The organism is Microbacterium gawkjiense, from assembly GCF_031932225.1.
Classification (GTDB): Bacteria; Actinomycetota; Actinomycetes; order Actinomycetales; family Microbacteriaceae; genus Microbacterium; species Microbacterium gawkjiense.
This window is the reverse complement of sequence record NZ_JAUZVV010000002.1, coordinates 1199195-1213719: the sequence shown is the minus strand read 5'-3', so window position 1 is coordinate 1213719 and position 14525 is coordinate 1199195. Positions and strand designations below refer to the sequence as shown.

The 14525-nt window shown below is 69.8% G+C and carries 14 protein-coding genes and 1 riboswitch; of the genes, 3 read left to right on the top strand and 11 right to left on the bottom strand.

Translation table 11 applies throughout. The annotated features are described in order from the left end of the window. Positions 1–25: 25 nt before the first annotated feature. Positions 26–165, bottom strand: a riboswitch (FMN riboswitch). Between the two features lie 69 nt (positions 166–234). Further along, on the bottom strand, positions 235–1194 hold the full coding sequence (locus Q9S71_RS14065; RefSeq protein WP_253034795.1) for a sugar-binding transcriptional regulator: 960 nt from the start codon (positions 1192–1194) through the stop codon (positions 235–237). Positions 1195–1324: 130 nt separating this feature from the next. Here Q9S71_RS14065 and Q9S71_RS14060 point away from each other — a divergent pair, with 130 nt between their 5' ends. Both Q9S71_RS14060 and glpK read left to right on the top strand, forming a co-directional pair. After that, on the top strand, positions 1325–3022 hold the full coding sequence (locus Q9S71_RS14060) for a glycerol-3-phosphate dehydrogenase/oxidase (RefSeq protein ID WP_311862994.1): 1698 nt from the start codon (positions 1325–1327) through the stop codon (positions 3020–3022). Positions 3023–3076: 54 nt separating this feature from the next. Further along, positions 3077–4609, top strand: coding sequence for a glycerol kinase GlpK (gene glpK / locus Q9S71_RS14055; RefSeq protein ID WP_311862993.1), 1533 nt, complete (start codon positions 3077–3079; stop codon positions 4607–4609). Between the two features lies 1 nt (position 4610). On the opposite strand, the gene Q9S71_RS14050 is transcribed toward glpK, so the two are convergent. Together Q9S71_RS14050 and Q9S71_RS14045 are read right to left on the bottom strand one after the other, a co-directional pair. Continuing rightward, positions 4611–5474, bottom strand: coding sequence for an Fpg/Nei family DNA glycosylase (locus Q9S71_RS14050; protein ID WP_217531047.1), 864 nt, complete (start codon positions 5472–5474; stop codon positions 4611–4613). A 43-nt stretch (positions 5475–5517) separates the two neighbouring features. Continuing rightward, entirely contained in the window at positions 5518–6075 is a 558-nt protein-coding gene (locus tag Q9S71_RS14045) for a GNAT family N-acetyltransferase (RefSeq protein WP_311862992.1), read from the bottom strand. A 201-nt stretch (positions 6076–6276) separates the two neighbouring features. On the opposite strand from Q9S71_RS14045, the gene Q9S71_RS14040 reads away from it, so the two are divergent. Next, positions 6277–7140, top strand: coding sequence for a DUF559 domain-containing protein (locus Q9S71_RS14040; RefSeq protein WP_311862990.1), 864 nt, complete (start codon positions 6277–6279; stop codon positions 7138–7140). Positions 7141–7252: 112 nt separating this feature from the next. Here Q9S71_RS14040 and Q9S71_RS14035 read toward each other — a convergent pair whose 3' ends face one another. The 8 genes from Q9S71_RS14035 to sdhC are packed head-to-tail and all read right to left on the bottom strand — an operon-like array spanning position 7253 to position 14317. Continuing rightward, positions 7253–7702 carry a hypothetical protein gene (locus Q9S71_RS14035; protein WP_311862989.1) on the bottom strand — a complete coding sequence of 150 codons (450 nt, stop codon included), beginning with the start codon at positions 7700–7702 and terminating at the stop codon, positions 7253–7255. Next, entirely contained in the window at positions 7695–8699 is a 1005-nt protein-coding gene (gene trpS / locus Q9S71_RS14030; protein ID WP_311862987.1) for a tryptophan--tRNA ligase, read from the bottom strand. The genes Q9S71_RS14035 and trpS overlap by 8 nt, the downstream gene beginning before the upstream one ends. Before the next feature lie 47 nt (positions 8700–8746). After that, positions 8747–9586 carry an exodeoxyribonuclease III gene (locus Q9S71_RS14025; protein ID WP_311862986.1) on the bottom strand — a complete coding sequence of 280 codons (840 nt, stop codon included), beginning with the start codon at positions 9584–9586 and terminating at the stop codon, positions 8747–8749. Between the two features lie 10 nt (positions 9587–9596). Continuing rightward, on the bottom strand, positions 9597–10760 hold the full coding sequence (locus Q9S71_RS14020) for a YihY/virulence factor BrkB family protein (protein WP_311862984.1): 1164 nt from the start codon (positions 10758–10760) through the stop codon (positions 9597–9599). Positions 10761–10780: 20 nt separating this feature from the next. Further along, the gene (locus Q9S71_RS14015) at positions 10781–11548 is read right to left on the bottom strand and encodes a succinate dehydrogenase iron-sulfur subunit (RefSeq protein WP_253035475.1); all 768 of its coding nucleotides are present in this window, start codon (positions 11546–11548) and stop codon (positions 10781–10783) included. Then, complete coding sequence (gene sdhA, locus Q9S71_RS14010; RefSeq protein ID WP_064001350.1) at positions 11548–13374, bottom strand: succinate dehydrogenase flavoprotein subunit; 1827 nt, start codon at positions 13372–13374, stop codon at positions 11548–11550. The genes Q9S71_RS14015 and sdhA overlap by 1 nt, the downstream gene beginning before the upstream one ends. Positions 13375–13421: 47 nt before the next feature. Beyond that, entirely contained in the window at positions 13422–13883 is a 462-nt protein-coding gene (locus tag Q9S71_RS14005) for a succinate dehydrogenase hydrophobic membrane anchor subunit (protein WP_311862981.1), read from the bottom strand. Beyond that, positions 13883–14317, bottom strand: coding sequence for a succinate dehydrogenase, cytochrome b556 subunit (gene sdhC / locus Q9S71_RS14000; RefSeq protein WP_082886046.1), 435 nt, complete (start codon positions 14315–14317; stop codon positions 13883–13885). Before sdhC ends, Q9S71_RS14005 begins: the two co-directional genes overlap by 1 nt. Positions 14318–14525: the final 208 nt, after the last annotated feature.

The following is a 14525-nucleotide window of genomic DNA, read 5'->3' as shown; positions in this document are numbered from 1 at the left end:
CGGTCCCGCAGGGTCACTGCGGGCGCCCGTGCTGCCTCCCATCCGGACTAGCGACTCGCGTCGCATCACCGTCGGTTCCGGATTTCCACCGGATCAGCAGGACCTCGGGTCCCGCTCGCGGACTGTCACCGCCGGTTCGGATTCCCACCGACCCCGGAGCACGTTTCTTGCTCTCGAAGTGTACTCAACCGGGATGACGCGGATTCATTCCCCGTCAGCTCTTGACGCGGACGCTCATCCGGTCAACGCGCGGGCGGTGGCCTCGTCGACGACGAGCTCGGTGACCAGCCGCGCCGCGAGCGCACCGCGGAGGCTGTCGCGTTTGTCGACGCCCGACACGATGCACACCCGGCTCGGCACGCGACGCAGCACCTCGAAGCGGGGCCCGGTCGCCCGGTCGTTCAACTCGATTCCGCGGGTCGACCCGTCGAGGCGGTAGAAGACCGTGGCGACGTCGCCCACCACGCCCTCGCGGTCGAGCGCCGCGAGCTCCTCGGGTTCGAGGTAGCCGCCGGAGTACACGTGGCTGGGGACGCGCGAATCCGCCGCTCCGACGCTGAAGACGACGAGGTCCATCGCCGCCTGCATGGCCAGGATGCGGGTGGTGCTGCGCTCGCGCCACATGGCCTGCTTCGTGCGCGGATCGTCGAAGAACGCGGGCACGGGGAACTGCTGGGCGCTGCCGCCGTAGGCGACGGCGAAGCGGCTCAGGATGTCGCTCGCGTACAGCAGGCCCGTGGTGCGGGTGTTCCCGGAGCCGTTCAGCTGCACGAAGGTCGTGCCGTGCACGGCCTTGGGGACGAGGCGGCGGCTGACCGCGGCGGTGGTGGATCCCCACGCGACGCCGACCGTCGCATCCGCTTCGATGAGGTCGCCGAGCAGGTGCGCCGCGGCGGTCGCGACCCGCTCCAGTCGCTCCACCTCACTCGCGTCGTCGGGGACCGGGACGACGTGGGCGGTGATGCCGTAGCGATCGGCGAGCTCCTGCTCCAGCAACTGCGGGGCGGCGAAGGGGGAGCGGATGCGTATGTCGACGATGCCCGTCGCGCGAGCGCGCGACAGCAGGCGCGAGACGGTCGACCGCGAGGTGCCGAGTTCCCGGGCGATGGCCTCCATCGTGCGGTCCTGGACGTAGTAGAGGTGCGCCGCGGTGAGCGCGCGTCGGATGTCGTCGGGGTCCAGGGTCTCGTCCACGGATGACAGTGTGCACGTATGTGCAACCGGACTGCAATCCCGTCCACCGCTGTCATCATGGTCCCATCGGCTTCTTCGGAAGCGGTCTGAGGCGAGCGGGGCGAGAGCCCGGCAGAAGTGGGAGTGTGACGTGGACACCGAGACCCGTAAGGCGACGACGGCGCTGCGCGAGCGGCCGCAGGCGGACGTGCTCATCATCGGCGGCGGCATCAACGGCGTCGCGACCTTCCGCGACCTGGCGCTGCAGGGCGTCGACGTGGCTCTCGTCGAGCGCAGCGACTTCCTCTCCGGTGCGTCGGCGGCCTCGAGCCACATGATCCACGGCGGCATCCGTTACCTCGAGAACGGCGAGCTCCGTCTCGTCCACGAAGCGGTCACCGAGCGCAACGACCTCCTGACGACGGCGGCCCACTACGTGCGTCCGCTGCGGACCACCGTGCCGATCTTCTCGACGTTCTCGGGTCTGCTCTCCGCGCCGCTGCGCATGGTGCTCCACCGCAAGACCGCCTCCACCGAGCGCGGCGCCCTCCTGATCAAGGTCGGCCTCATCATCTACGACTCGTTCTCGCGCGGCGGCGGCCGCGTGCCGCGGCACACCTTCCGCGGTCGGCGCCGCTCGCTGCGGGAGCTCCCGGACCTGAACGCCGACGTGAAGTACACGGCGACCTACTGGGATGCCTCCCTCCGCGAGCCGGAGCGCCTCGGCCTCGACCTCGTCCGTGACGGCGTCGCCCTCGGCGGCAGCCGCGCCCGCGCCGCGAACTACACTTCCGCGGTCGGCGTCGACGGCGGCAAGATCGTCCTCCGCGACGAGGTCACCGGCGAGGAGTTCCCGTTCGCGGCATCCGTCGTCCTCAACGCGGCCGGCCCGTGGACCGACCTCGCCAACGAAGCCCTCGGCGACGCGACCCGGTACATGGGCGGCACCAAGGGCTCGCACATCGTCCTCGACCACCCCGAGCTGATGCAGGCGACCGGTGGTCGGGAGATCTTCTTCGAGCACTCCGACGGTCGCATCGTGCTCATCTACCCGCTCAACGGTCGAGTCCTCGTCGGCACGACCGACCTCGAGCACGACATGTCCGAGCCCGCCGTCTGCACGGAGGAGGAGGTCGACTACTTCCTCGACCTCATCGGCCACGTCTTCCCGTCGATCCCGGTCGACCGGTCCCAGATCGTGTTCCGCTACTCGGGCGTCCGCCCGCTCCCGGGTCACGGCGACATGGCCGCCGGTTTCGTGTCGCGCGACTACCGCATCGAGGAGGCGACGCTGCCGGGTTCCGACGGCGTGCCGGTGCTCAGCCTCGTCGGCGGCAAGTGGACGACGTTCCGCGCCGTCGCCGCACGCCTGGCCGACGAGCTGATGTCCCGGATCGGACGCACGCGGGTCCGCTCGACCAAGGGGCTCCCCATCGGCGGCGCCGTCGGCTTCCCCCGCACCGACGCCGAGCGCGACGCCTGGGTGCACCACCACCTGTCGGACTTCGGTGCCGAGCGCGGCACCCGTCTGCTGCACCGCTACGGCACGCACGCCCTCGCCGTGGCCGCCTCGCTCCGGCAGGACGCGCAGGACGCACCCCTCAGCTCGCTGCCCCGCTTCAGCTCGGGCGAGTTCCGCCACATCGCGCGCACCGAATCGATCGTGCACCTCGAGGACATCCTGCTGCGCCGCACCAACATCGCGTTCCGCGGCGAGGCGACCCCCGAGGTCGTCGAAGAGGTGGCCGACGCCGTCGCGGATGTGATGGGCTGGGATGCCGCGACGCGCGGCACCGAGATCGATCGGGCACTCGCCGCGGTGCACGCCGCCGATCCCGTCGCCGTCTGACGCCGGCATCCCCGTCGCCGCACCGGCGATGAGCACTCGAAGAGGAGACGAGACGTGACCGATCACGTGATCGCCATCGACCAGGGAACGACCTCGACACGAGCGATCGTGTTCGACGGGGAGGGCACCCTCGTCGCGACCGCGCAGCGGGAGCACGAGCAGATCTTCCCGCGAGCCGGCAGGGTCGAGCACGACCCGGTGGAGATCTGGACGAACACCGAGTGGGTGCTCGCCAACGCGCTCGGGCAGGTGGGCCTGTCGGCCGCCGACGTCGCCGCGATCGGTGTCACCAACCAGCGCGAGACGGCGATCGTCTGGGACCGTCGCACCGGCCGCCCGATCCACAACGCCCTCGTGTGGCAGGACACCCGCACGCAGCCCGCGATCGACCGCCTCATCGAGGCGCGCGGGGTCGACGCCTTCGCCGAGGTGACCGGACTCCCGCTCGCGTCGTACTTCTCGGCGTCGAAGATCGCGTGGATCCTCGACCACGTCGACGGGGCGCGCGAGGCGGCACGCCGCGGCGACCTGCTCTTCGGGACGCCCGACACCTGGGTCGTCTGGAACCTCACGGGCGGCAGCGACGGCGGCATCCACATCACCGACGTCACCAATGCGAGCCGCACCCTGCTCATGGACCTGGCCACCCTCGACTGGTCGGACGAGATGCTGCAGGTGTGGGACATCCCTCGCGAGATGCTGCCCGAGATCCGCTCGTCGTCCGAGGTCTACGGCGAGGTCGTGCAGCCGCGCGTCGCGCGCGGCATCCGCATCGCCGGCATCCTCGGCGACCAGCAGGCGGCGACCTTCGGTCAGGCCGCCTTCGACGCCGGGCAGTCCAAGAACACCTACGGCACCGGCAACTTCCTGCTCGTGGGCACCGGTACCGAGCTGGTGCGCTCGGATGCCGGCCTCATCACCACGGTCGCCTACCGCCTCGGGGACGAGCCGCCGCACTACGCGCTCGAGGGCTCGATCGCCGTCACCGGTTCGCTCGTGCAGTGGCTGCGCGACAACCTCGGGATCATCTCCGAGTCCACCGAGGTCGAGCGGCTCGCCCGCACCGTCGAGGACAACGGCGGCGCCTACTTCGTGCCCGCCTTCTCGGGCCTGTTCGCGCCGTACTGGCGCCCCGACGCCCGTGGCGCGCTCGTCGGCCTCACCCGCTACGTCACGAAGGCCCACATCGCGCGGGCCGCTCTCGAGGCCACCGCCTTCCAGACGCGCGACGTCATCGCGGCCGTCGTCTCCGACACCGGTCGCGAACTCGAGGAGCTGCGCGTCGACGGCGGGATGACGCGCAACGACCTTCTCATGCAGTTCCAGGCCGACATCCTGGGCATCCCCGTCGTCCGCCCGAAGGTCGTCGAGACCACGGCCCTCGGCGCCGCGTACGCCGCGGGACTGGCCGTCGGCGTCTGGTCGGGAAAGGACGCCTTGCGCGGCTACTGGCAGGAAGACCGCCGGTTCGAGCCGCAGATGGATCCCGACGAGCGGGACCGCCGCTGCCGCCTGTGGGCGAAGGCCGTCGAGAAGTCCATGGGATGGGTCGACGACGACGCGCGCGTGCTCGCCGGGACCGTCTGAGCTACTTCAGCAGCCGCGACAGCCGGCGGTCGGCGAGGATCTTGCCGCCGGTCTGGCACGTCGGGCAGTACTCGAGGCTGTTGTCGGCGAAGAAAACCGACCGCACCTCGTCGCCGCACACCGGGCACGCCTCGCCGCGGCGGCCGTGGACGGCCATCCCGCGCCGTTTGGCGTCCTTGAGGTCGGCGGGCGGTTTGCCGGATGCCGCGGCCACCGCCTCGGCGAGCGTCTGCTGCATCGCCGCGTAGAGCCGATCGATCTCGGCATCCGTCAGCGTTGCCGCCAGGGCGTAGGGAGACATCTTCGCGGCGTGGAGGATCTCGTCGGAGTAGGCGTTGCCGATGCCGGCGATGATCGACTGGTCGCGCAGGACGCCCTTGATCTGCGTCCGGCGTCCGGCGAGGAGCTCCGCGAGCGTGTCGCGGGTGAATCCGTCGTCGAGCGGATCGGGACCGAGGCGTGCGATCCCCGGGACGTCGGCGGGGGAACGCGCGGCGTAGTACGCGAGCGACTTCTTGGTGCCGGCCTCCGTCAGGTCGAACCCGGAGCCGTCGTCGAAACCCACCCGCAGCGCGATCGGGGTCTTACCCGGCCGGATGACCGTCGCCGGCAGTTGGTCGTACCACCGCAACCAGCCCGCCTTGGCGAGATGGAAGATGAGGTGGGCACCGGCATCCGTCTCGAGGTCGACGAACTTGCCGTGCCGCTGCGCACCCGTCACCGTCGCGCCCGTCATCGCGTCGATCGGGGGGTCGTACGTCTTCAGCGCGGCGATGTTCGCGACCGACACCTTCGTGACGGTCAGTCCCGTCGCGCGCTCGCGGAGGAAGTCGACCAGTCCCTGCACCTCGGGCATCTCAGGCATGCGGTCATCCTGCCACCCCGGTCCGACGGCGGTGAGGGGGTTGTCAGATCACCGGCCAGGGCACCGGGGTGCGGTCGTCGGTCGGCAGGAGCCCTGCGATCCAGCCGTCGTGGCGTCCGCGGGGGTCGTTCAGACCCTGCCGGAGGAGGCCCTCGTACCGGAAGCCGAGCTTCTGAGCGACGCGCGCCGACGGGACGTTGCCGACGATCGCGCGCCACTGGATGCGCGCGAGCCGGAGCGGTTCGGCGAAGCCCGCGTCGATGACGGTGGTCGCCGCCTCGGTGAGGTAGCCGTGGCCGCGGGCCGCGGCATCCATCCAGAACCCGATCTCGGCGGACCCCTGCTTCTCGAACCGGTGCAGCCCGATCATGCCGATCCAGCGGCCCTCGAGGCGGATGCCCCAGGTAAGCTCGCTCTCCTCGTCCCACCAGGCGGCCGCCTTGGCGATGAACTCCTCGGCGTCGCGACGCTCGTACGGCGCAGGGAGCGTCGTCCACCGCGGCACCTCCGGGTCCTGCGCCGCGGCGGTGATCGCATCGACGTCGTCCGCCGTCGGCACCGACAGCTCGAGCCGCTCCGTCCGCAGGGTCACCGGTTCCATCCTCCGACCCTATCCACGCACGTGCCGTCTCCCGTTCCGGATGCAGGTGCAGATGCGCCGTGGACGGCGCTCGTCGACGCATTCGCCTTCTCCTCCTGCATTCGGCACGGAGACTCCTCCCCGAGGTCGTCTTCGGAACGACCGACCACATTCCCCGCCGAGGCCGGCTGCGCACTGGGCGGTGTCGGGGAGCGTCGTCGCATGACCTCGTCGCACGATCGGCGTGCCTTCGCCGCCGAAGCAGAAACCCTCCTCGCCGTCCGGTCACAGACCGCGCACGAACTCCGTTCGGCAGGGATGTCGAAACGGTCGATCGCGCGGGCTGCGGCGGATGGCATGATCCTGGCGGTCCGTCGCGGCCGGTACGTCGCCTCGGACGCGCCGGTCGATGTCATCCGCGCCGCGCGCGTCGGCGGTCGGCTGACCTGCGTGAGCGCGCTCCGGCTCTTGGGGATCTTCACCCTCGCGTCGGAGGATCTGCATGTGCACGTCCCGCCGCACGCGGCTCGCCTCCGGATACCGCAGGAGGGAGCCTTCCGGCACTGGTCGCCACCGATCGGGCAGCGACCTTCCGGCGCCGGCATTTCTCACCCATGGGACCTCCTCGCCCACGCGATCGTCTGCCAGCCACCCGCGGCGGCTGTGGCGACCCTCGACAGTGCCCTGCACCGGGGCCTGGTCGCTCCGTCTGAGCTCGATCTCGTCTTCGCCGCCGTGCCTCGGAAGTACCGCGTCATCCGGAATCTGCTCGACGGCCGAGCCGAGTCCGGGCCGGAGTCGTTGATGCGCCTCATCTTGCGTCGCCTCGGCGTGAGGGTGGAGTTGCAGGTGAGGATCGACGGCGTGGGGAGGGTCGATCTGCTCGTCGACGGATGGCTTGTCGTCGAGTGCGACAGTGATGCGCACCATTCCGGTCCGCTCGCCCACCGGGTCGACCGAGGCCGCGACCTGGCGCTCGCTGCACTCGGCTACACGACGCTCCGGCCGATGGCGGCCGACATCATGTGGAATCCCGACCGGGTGGTTGCAGCGGTGAGGGGATTGCTGCGCGCGCGACGACGCTGACGCTGTGCCGAACGCAGGTTCAGCGTCGGTGATGCGGTCGGAAACGTCCTGAATGCGCGTCTGAACCTGCATCCGGTACGCGAATCGTCGTGCACTCCGCGCTCGTGCGGCGTCAGCCCTCGGGGTGCTGCTGGATCCAGACCGCCATCGCGGCCAGGTTCGCCAGCGGGGCCATGGCGCCGATCGCGGGGGCGTCGAACACCATCGAGGCGACGCCGGCCTCGGCGTAGGAGGCGACCCATCCGGCGGCATCCGGCAACGGCACGGCCAGCAGCCTGCCGGTCTCCTCGGGCGGGATGCCGAAGCCCGCCGCAGCGGCCTGTGCACGCTCCGGCGTCGAGAAGGCGAAGATCGCCGGACCCTGCTCGGTCGAGGCAGCGAACGGCGTGGGCTCCTGGTCGGTGCCGCGGGCGATGAAGATCCACTTCTCGAGCGCGAACACCGCGCGCCACAGGCGTTCCTGCGCGGCGCGGTCGTCGGGCGCGGCCATGGACGGGCCGGCCGCCGCGTCGATCGCGGCGACGAGCTCCGGCGCGGGGCTGAGCCTCGGTTCCTCAGACACGTCGCAGCAGTCCGAGCTTGTCGTACACGTCGTTCAGGGTGCGGTCGGCGACCTCGTCGGCCCGCGCCGCGTTGGCGGCGAGCACCCGGTCGAGCTCGGCCGGGTCGTCGAGCAGTTTGAGCGCCCGCTCGCGCACGGGACCGAACTCCGACACCACGATCTCGGCGAGCCCCTTCTTGAAGTCGCCGTAGCCGCGGCCGGCGTACTCGTCCTCGATCGAGGGGATCTGCCGCCCCGTCAGAGCGGCGTAGATCACGAGCAGGTTCGACACCCCGGGCTTGGCCTCGCGGTCGTACCGGACGACACCCTCCGAATCCGTGACGGCGCGCATGACCTTCTTCGCGGACTTCGCCGGGTCGTCCAGGAGCCAGAGCACACCGGCATCCGATTCGGCGGACTTCGACATCTTGGACGTCGGGTTCTGCAGGTCGTAGATGCGGGCGGTGTCCTTCTGGATCACGGGCATCGGCACGCGGAACGCCTCGCCGTAGCGGGCGTTGAAGCGCTCCGCCAGCGTGCGGGTGAGCTCGACGTGCTGCTTCTGGTCGTCGCCGACGGGCACGATGTCGGTCTGGTACAGCAGGATGTCGGCGGCCATGAGGATCGGATAGGTGAACAGGCCGACGTTCGTGGCATCGGTGCCGTAGCGGGCCGACTTGTCCTTGAACTGGGTCATCCGGTTCGCCTCGCCGAAGCCGGTCACGGTCGACAGCACCCAGGCGAGCTCGGCGTGCGCACGCACATGCGACTGCACGTACAGGGTCGACTTCGACGGCTCGATGCCCGCGGCGATGTACTGCGCCGCAGTCCGCCGGGTCTTCTCCCGCAGCTCGGCGGGGTCGTTCGGTTGGGTGAGGGCGTGCAGGTCGACGACGGAGAAGAACGCGTCGTAGGACTCCTGCAGGTCCCGCCACTGCATGAGCGCCCCGATGTAGTTGCCGATCTGGAGGGAGTCGGCGGAGGGCTGCATTCCGGAGTACAGGCGGGGTTTGCTCACCCTACGATCCTAGGCGCGAACGGATGCCGCGCCCCTCGCCGCCGGCTTCAGCCGCCGAGCGTGTAGTCGGCCACGACGGGCGCGTGGTCGCTCCAGCGCGTGTCCCAGGAGGGCGCCCGGACGACGTGGTAATCGGTCGCGCGGGTCGCGAGTTCGGCGGTCGCGAGGTGGTAGTCGATGCGCCAGCCGGTGTCGTTGTCGAACGCCTTGCCGCGGTTCGACCACCACGTGTACGGCCCGTCGATCTCTCCGGCGAACGAGCGCCCGACGTCGACCCAGCCGAGGCCGCGGCCGGTCTCGCCGTCGACCGAGGTGACGGTCTCGCCCGCGGGTGCGGTGAACCGGTCGAAGTACGCCCGCTCACGGGGGAGGAAGCCCGCCTTCTTGACGTTACCCTTCCAATTGCGGATGTCGAGCTCACGGTGGCCGACGTTGAGGTCGCCGGTGATGAGCGCGAGGTCGCCGAGGTGCGGCATCCGCTCTTCCATCGCGTCGAGGAACGCGTACTTGGCGTCCTGCTTCTCGGTGCCGGCCTCGCCGGTGAAGACGTAGGCGCTGACGACCGTGAGGGTCTCGCCCTCGACCTCGACGTCCGCCTCGACCCAGCGTCCCTTCGAGTCGAGCGTGTCGTCGCCGAGCTCGATGCGCCAGACGTCCAGCGGCTCGCGGGCGGCGATGGCGACGCCGGCGCGCCCCTTCGCGAGGGCTTCGTCGTTCACGATGTGCCAGCCGGGCAGGGCGGCGGCGAGATCGGAGGCCTCGGCCCGCACCTCCTGCAGCGTGAGGATGTCGACCCCCGCCGTTTCGAGCCAGCCGTGCATGCCCTTCCGGGCGGCGGCGCGGATGCCGTTGACGTTGACGGAGGCGATGCGGACGGTTCGAGGCACGCCTTTCAGCCTAAGCGGGGCCGCCGACACCGGTCGTGCCGCGGGTCTGCGCGAGCAGGTCCTCGGCGCGGCGCACGTCCCGGCGCGCGCCGGGGCGTTCCCACCAGCGCGCGCGGGCGAGCGCCGACCGGGCCTCGCGCACGCCCGCCTCGGCGACGACCCGCAGCGCCTCGCGCTCTGCGGCGCGCTGCTGCTCGGCGGTCGGGGGCGCGAGGGGGATGTCGGCATCCCGAGCCGCGACCCCGATCCAGGATGCCGCGACGAGCATCACGATCCCGGCCAGACGCAGCCACAGCAGCAGACCGACGACGACGGAGAAGGTGGCGAGCAGGGGGTTGGTGGGGGAGTAGGCGGCGAGGAAACCGAAGCCCAGCTGCAGGAGCGCGAGCGCCGCGCCGCCGGCGGTCGCCCCGGGGATGATGGAGCGCCACGGCAGCGAGGTCCCGGTGAGGAAGCGGATCAGCAGCGTCAGAGCGGCGGAGTTGAGTGCGACGCTGACGACGACCGACCCGATCCGGCTGGCGAGTTCGGCGGCCGATGAGGGCACGTCGACCTCCAGCCACCGCAACGCCTGCGTCAGGACACCGCCGGCGACCAGCCCCAGGCCGGCGCCGAGGACGAGCGCGGCGCCGAACAGGATCGCCGCGACGAGGTCGCCGAGTTTCAGCAGCACGAAGCTGCGGGTGTCGAACGGCAGCCCGAAGATGTCGCGGACGGCCCGTCGGGTGAAGGTGACGAACCCGATGGCGGTCCACACGGCGACACCGAGGGCGATCGTTCCGGTGACGGCGAGCAGGCTGCCGCTGTCGCGGGCGATCGACGCCACGTCGTCGGGATCGACGGGCCCCGCCTCACCGATGAAGCCCGGGATGTAGGAGTTGACGACCCGGATGAGGCCGTCGATCGCCGCCTGCGACCCGCCGAGCCACAGGCCGACCACGGCGAACGCCGAGTACAGCGTCGCGAACAGCGCGAACAGGGACTGGTAGCTGATGGATGCCGCCAGCAGGAACCCGTTCCGCTGCAGGAAGTGTCGCCACACCCGCACCGGGAACGAGGCGACCGTCCGGCGGGTGATCTGCGTCGCGCGCTCGATCGGCTGGTCGAGGCGTTCCCGCAGACGAGACGCCTCCCACCGCTCGCGCAGGGGAGGCGTCGTGTCGTCCGAGGTCACGCCTCGAGGGTATCGGGCGGTCAGCCGCGCAGGACCGCCTGCTTGACCTCGGCGATGGCCTTCGTGATCTCGATGCCGCGGGGGCAGGCCTCGGTGCAGTTGAAGGTCGTGCGGCAGCGCCACACGCCCTCCTTGTCGTTGAGGATGTCGAGGCGCACGTCGCCCGCGTCGTCGCGCGAGTCGAAGATGAAGCGGTGCGCGTTGACGATCGCGGCGGGGCCGAAGTACTGACCGTCGGTCCAGAACACGGGGCACGACGAGGTGCACGCGGCGCAGAGGATGCACTTGGTGGTGTCGTCGTAAACGGCGCGGTCCTTGATGGACTGGATGCGCTCCTTGCCCGGCTCGGGCGCGGTGTTCGCCTGCAGGAAGGGCTGCACGTCGCGGAAGGACTCGAAGAACGGGTCCATGTCGACGATGAGGTCCTTCTCGAGCGGCAGGCCCTTGATCGCCTCGACGTAGATCGGCTTCGAGATGTCGAGGTCCTTGATCAGCGTCTTGCAGGCGAGGCGGTTGCGGCCGTTGATGCGCATGGCGTCCGAGCCGCAGATGCCGTGGGCGCACGAGCGACGGAAGCTGAGCGTGCCGTCGACGTCCCACTTGATGCGGTGCAGCGCGTCGAGCACGCGGTCGGTCGGGTACATCTCGACGTCGTAGTCCACCCAGCGGGGCTCCGCATCCACTTCGGGGTCGAAGCGCCGGATGATGAAGGTGACCAGGTACGACTGGATGCCGGAGTCGGTGGACTCCTTCGTGCCGGTCGGAGCGTCGGAATCGACGATGGTCATCAGTACTTCCTCTCCATCGGCGGGTAGTTGTACTCGCCCTGCTCGTTCTTGGTGAACACGACCGGCTTCCAGTCCAGGCGGATGTGGTCCTCGGGGTTCGCGGAGTGCGGGTCGCCCGTGAGGTAGGCCATCGTGTGCTGCATGTACTTCTCGTCGTCGCGGTCGGGGTAGTCCTCGCGCATGTGACCGCCGCGGCTCTCACGCCGGTTGCGGGCGGCGTAGGCGACGATCTCGGCGATGTCGAGCAGGAAGCCCAGCTCGACGGCCTCGAGCAGGTCGGTGTTGTACCGCTTGCCCTTGTCGTCGACGTGGACGTTCTTGTACCGCTCGCGCAGGTCGTTGATCGTGCCCATGACGTTGGTGAGCGTCTCCTCGGTGCGGAACACCTGGGCATTGGCGTCCATCTCCTCCTGCAGCTTCTTGCGGAGGGTGGAGATGCGCTCGGTGCCGGTGTTGTTCCGCAGGCCCTCGATCATCTCGCGGACCTCCTTCGCGGGGTCCTCGGGGAGGGGCATGAACTCGGCCGTCTTCACGTACTCGACCGCGTTCTGACCGGAGCGCTTGCCGAAGACGTTGATGTCGAGCAGCGAGTTCGTGCCGAGGCGGTTCGCGCCGTGCACCGACACGCACGCGCACTCGCCGGCGGCGTAGAGGCCGGGGACGACGGTGTCGTTGTCGGCGAGGACCTCGCCCTTGGTGTTGGTCGGGATGCCGCCCATCGCGTAGTGCGCGGTCGGCATGACCGGCACCGGCTCGACGACCGGGTCGACACCCAGGTAGGTGCGGGCGAACTCGGTGATGTCCGGGAGCTTGGTCTCGAGGACCTCTGCGCCGAGGTGAGTGCAGTCCAGGTAGACGTAGTCCTTGTTCGGGCCGGCGCCGCGGCCCTCGAGGACCTCCTTGACCATGCACCGGGCGACGATGTCGCGGGGGGCGAGGTCCTTGATGGTGGGGGCGTAGCGCTCCATGAAGCGCTCACCCGAGGCGTTGCGGAGGATCGCGCCCTCGCCGCGGGCACCCTCGGTGAGGAGGATGCCGAGGCCCGCCAGGCCTGTCGGGTGGAACTGGAAGAACTCGATGTCCTCGAGCGGCAGGCCCTTGCGCCACACGATGCCGACGCCGTCACCGGTCAGGGTGTGCGCGTTCGAGGTGGTCTTGAAGATCTTGCCGAAGCCGCCGGTGGCGAAGATGACGGCCTTCGCGTGGAAGACGTGCAGGTCGCCGGTGGCGAGCTCGTAGGCGACGACACCCGCGATGCCGGTGCGACCCACGGCATCCTTCACCGTGATCAGGTCGAGCGCGTAGAACTCGTTGAAGAAGTTGATGCCGAGCTTGACGCAGTTCTGGAACAGCGTCTGCAGGATCATGTGGCCGGTGCGGTCGGCGGCGTAGCAGGCGCGGCGGACCGGGTTCTTGCCGTGCTCGGCGGTGTGGCCGCCGAACCGGCGCTGGTCGATCTTGCCGTCGGGCGTGCGGTTGAAGGGCAGGCCCATGTTCTCGAGGTCGATGACCGCGTCGATGGCCTCCTTCGCGAGGATCTCGGCCGCGTCCTGGTCGACGAGGTAATCGCCGCCCTTGACGGTGTCGAAGGTGTGCCACTCCCACGAGTCCTCTTCGACGTTCGCCAGTGCCGCAGCCATGCCGCCCTGCGCCGCGCCGGTGTGGCTGCGCGTGGGGTAGAGCTTCGTGATGACGGCGGTCTTGGCCCCGGGACCCGCCTCGATCGCGGCGCGCATGCCCGCGCCGCCGGCGCCGACGATGACGACATCGAACTGGTGGTAGTGGACGCCGTCCTTGACGACGGAGTCCGCGGTCTGAGTGCTCACGTGACGATTGCCTCTGTTCTATCCGTATGCGGGCCGGTCGGACCGGCTCAGCCCTGTGCCTTGCAGACCTCGGCGACGATGCTGCCGTCGAGGTTCGGGATGCAGGGGTCGAAGGTGAAGACGACGAGGGTGCCCAGCAGGATCATGAATCCGGCAACGACCCACAGGCTGGTGACGAGCACCTTCCGCACCTTCGCGTTGGTGACGTAGTCGTTGACGATCGTGCGCATGCCGTTGGTGCCGTGGATGAAGGCGAGCCACAGCATCAGGACGTCCCACCACTGCCAGAACGGGTTCGCGAACTTGCCCGCGACGAAGGCGAAGTCGAGCGCCGAGATGCCGTCGCCGACCATGAGGTTGACGAAGAGGTGACCGAAGATGAGCACGATCAGCAGCACGCCCGAGACGCGCATGAAGACCCAGCCCCACTTCTCGAGGTTCGGGCCCTTCTTGCGGACGGCGGCCTTGCCCTGCGGGGTGCGGGGCGCGACGAGGGTGTCGGCGGTCATCAGTGCTCGCCTCCCATGTGCGAGAAGACGTTCGGAAGGTGGCGGGCGGAGAACCCGACGAGCGTGACGGCCCAGACGGCGAGGACGCCCCACCACAGCTGACGCTGGTGGCGCGTGGCCCACGGCCACAGGTCGACCGCGATGATGCGGAGCCCGTTGAACGCGTGGTACACGATGGCGGCGACCAGCGCGACCTCGCCGAGACCCATGATCGGGTTCTTGTACGTGCCGATGACTGCGTTGTATGCGTCGGGGGAGACCCGGATGAGGGCCGTGTCGAGCACATGCACGAGCAGGAAGAAGAAGATGGCGATGCCGGTGATGCGGTGCAGCACCCACGACCACATGCCCTCGTTGCCGCGGTACAGCGTGCCGCGCGGGGTCTTGGACGTGGTCTCAGCTACCGACGGCGTGACGCGTGCTGGTGCAGACACGGTCGTCCTCCCTTGGGTGAGATGGGTCGCGCTGCGCGGCGAGGTCACGGCATCCCGAGGGAATGTCGCCCATCGTCGCAAGCGGGCGCAGCGTCCATCCTAGGCGGCCCTGAAGGTGCCGGGCGAGGAAGGGGAGCCTTAGAACATATTGGTCACGGGCGCGGCCTCGGCCGACCGTCGTCGTCATGCGTCCGGAACGGGCGCGTCA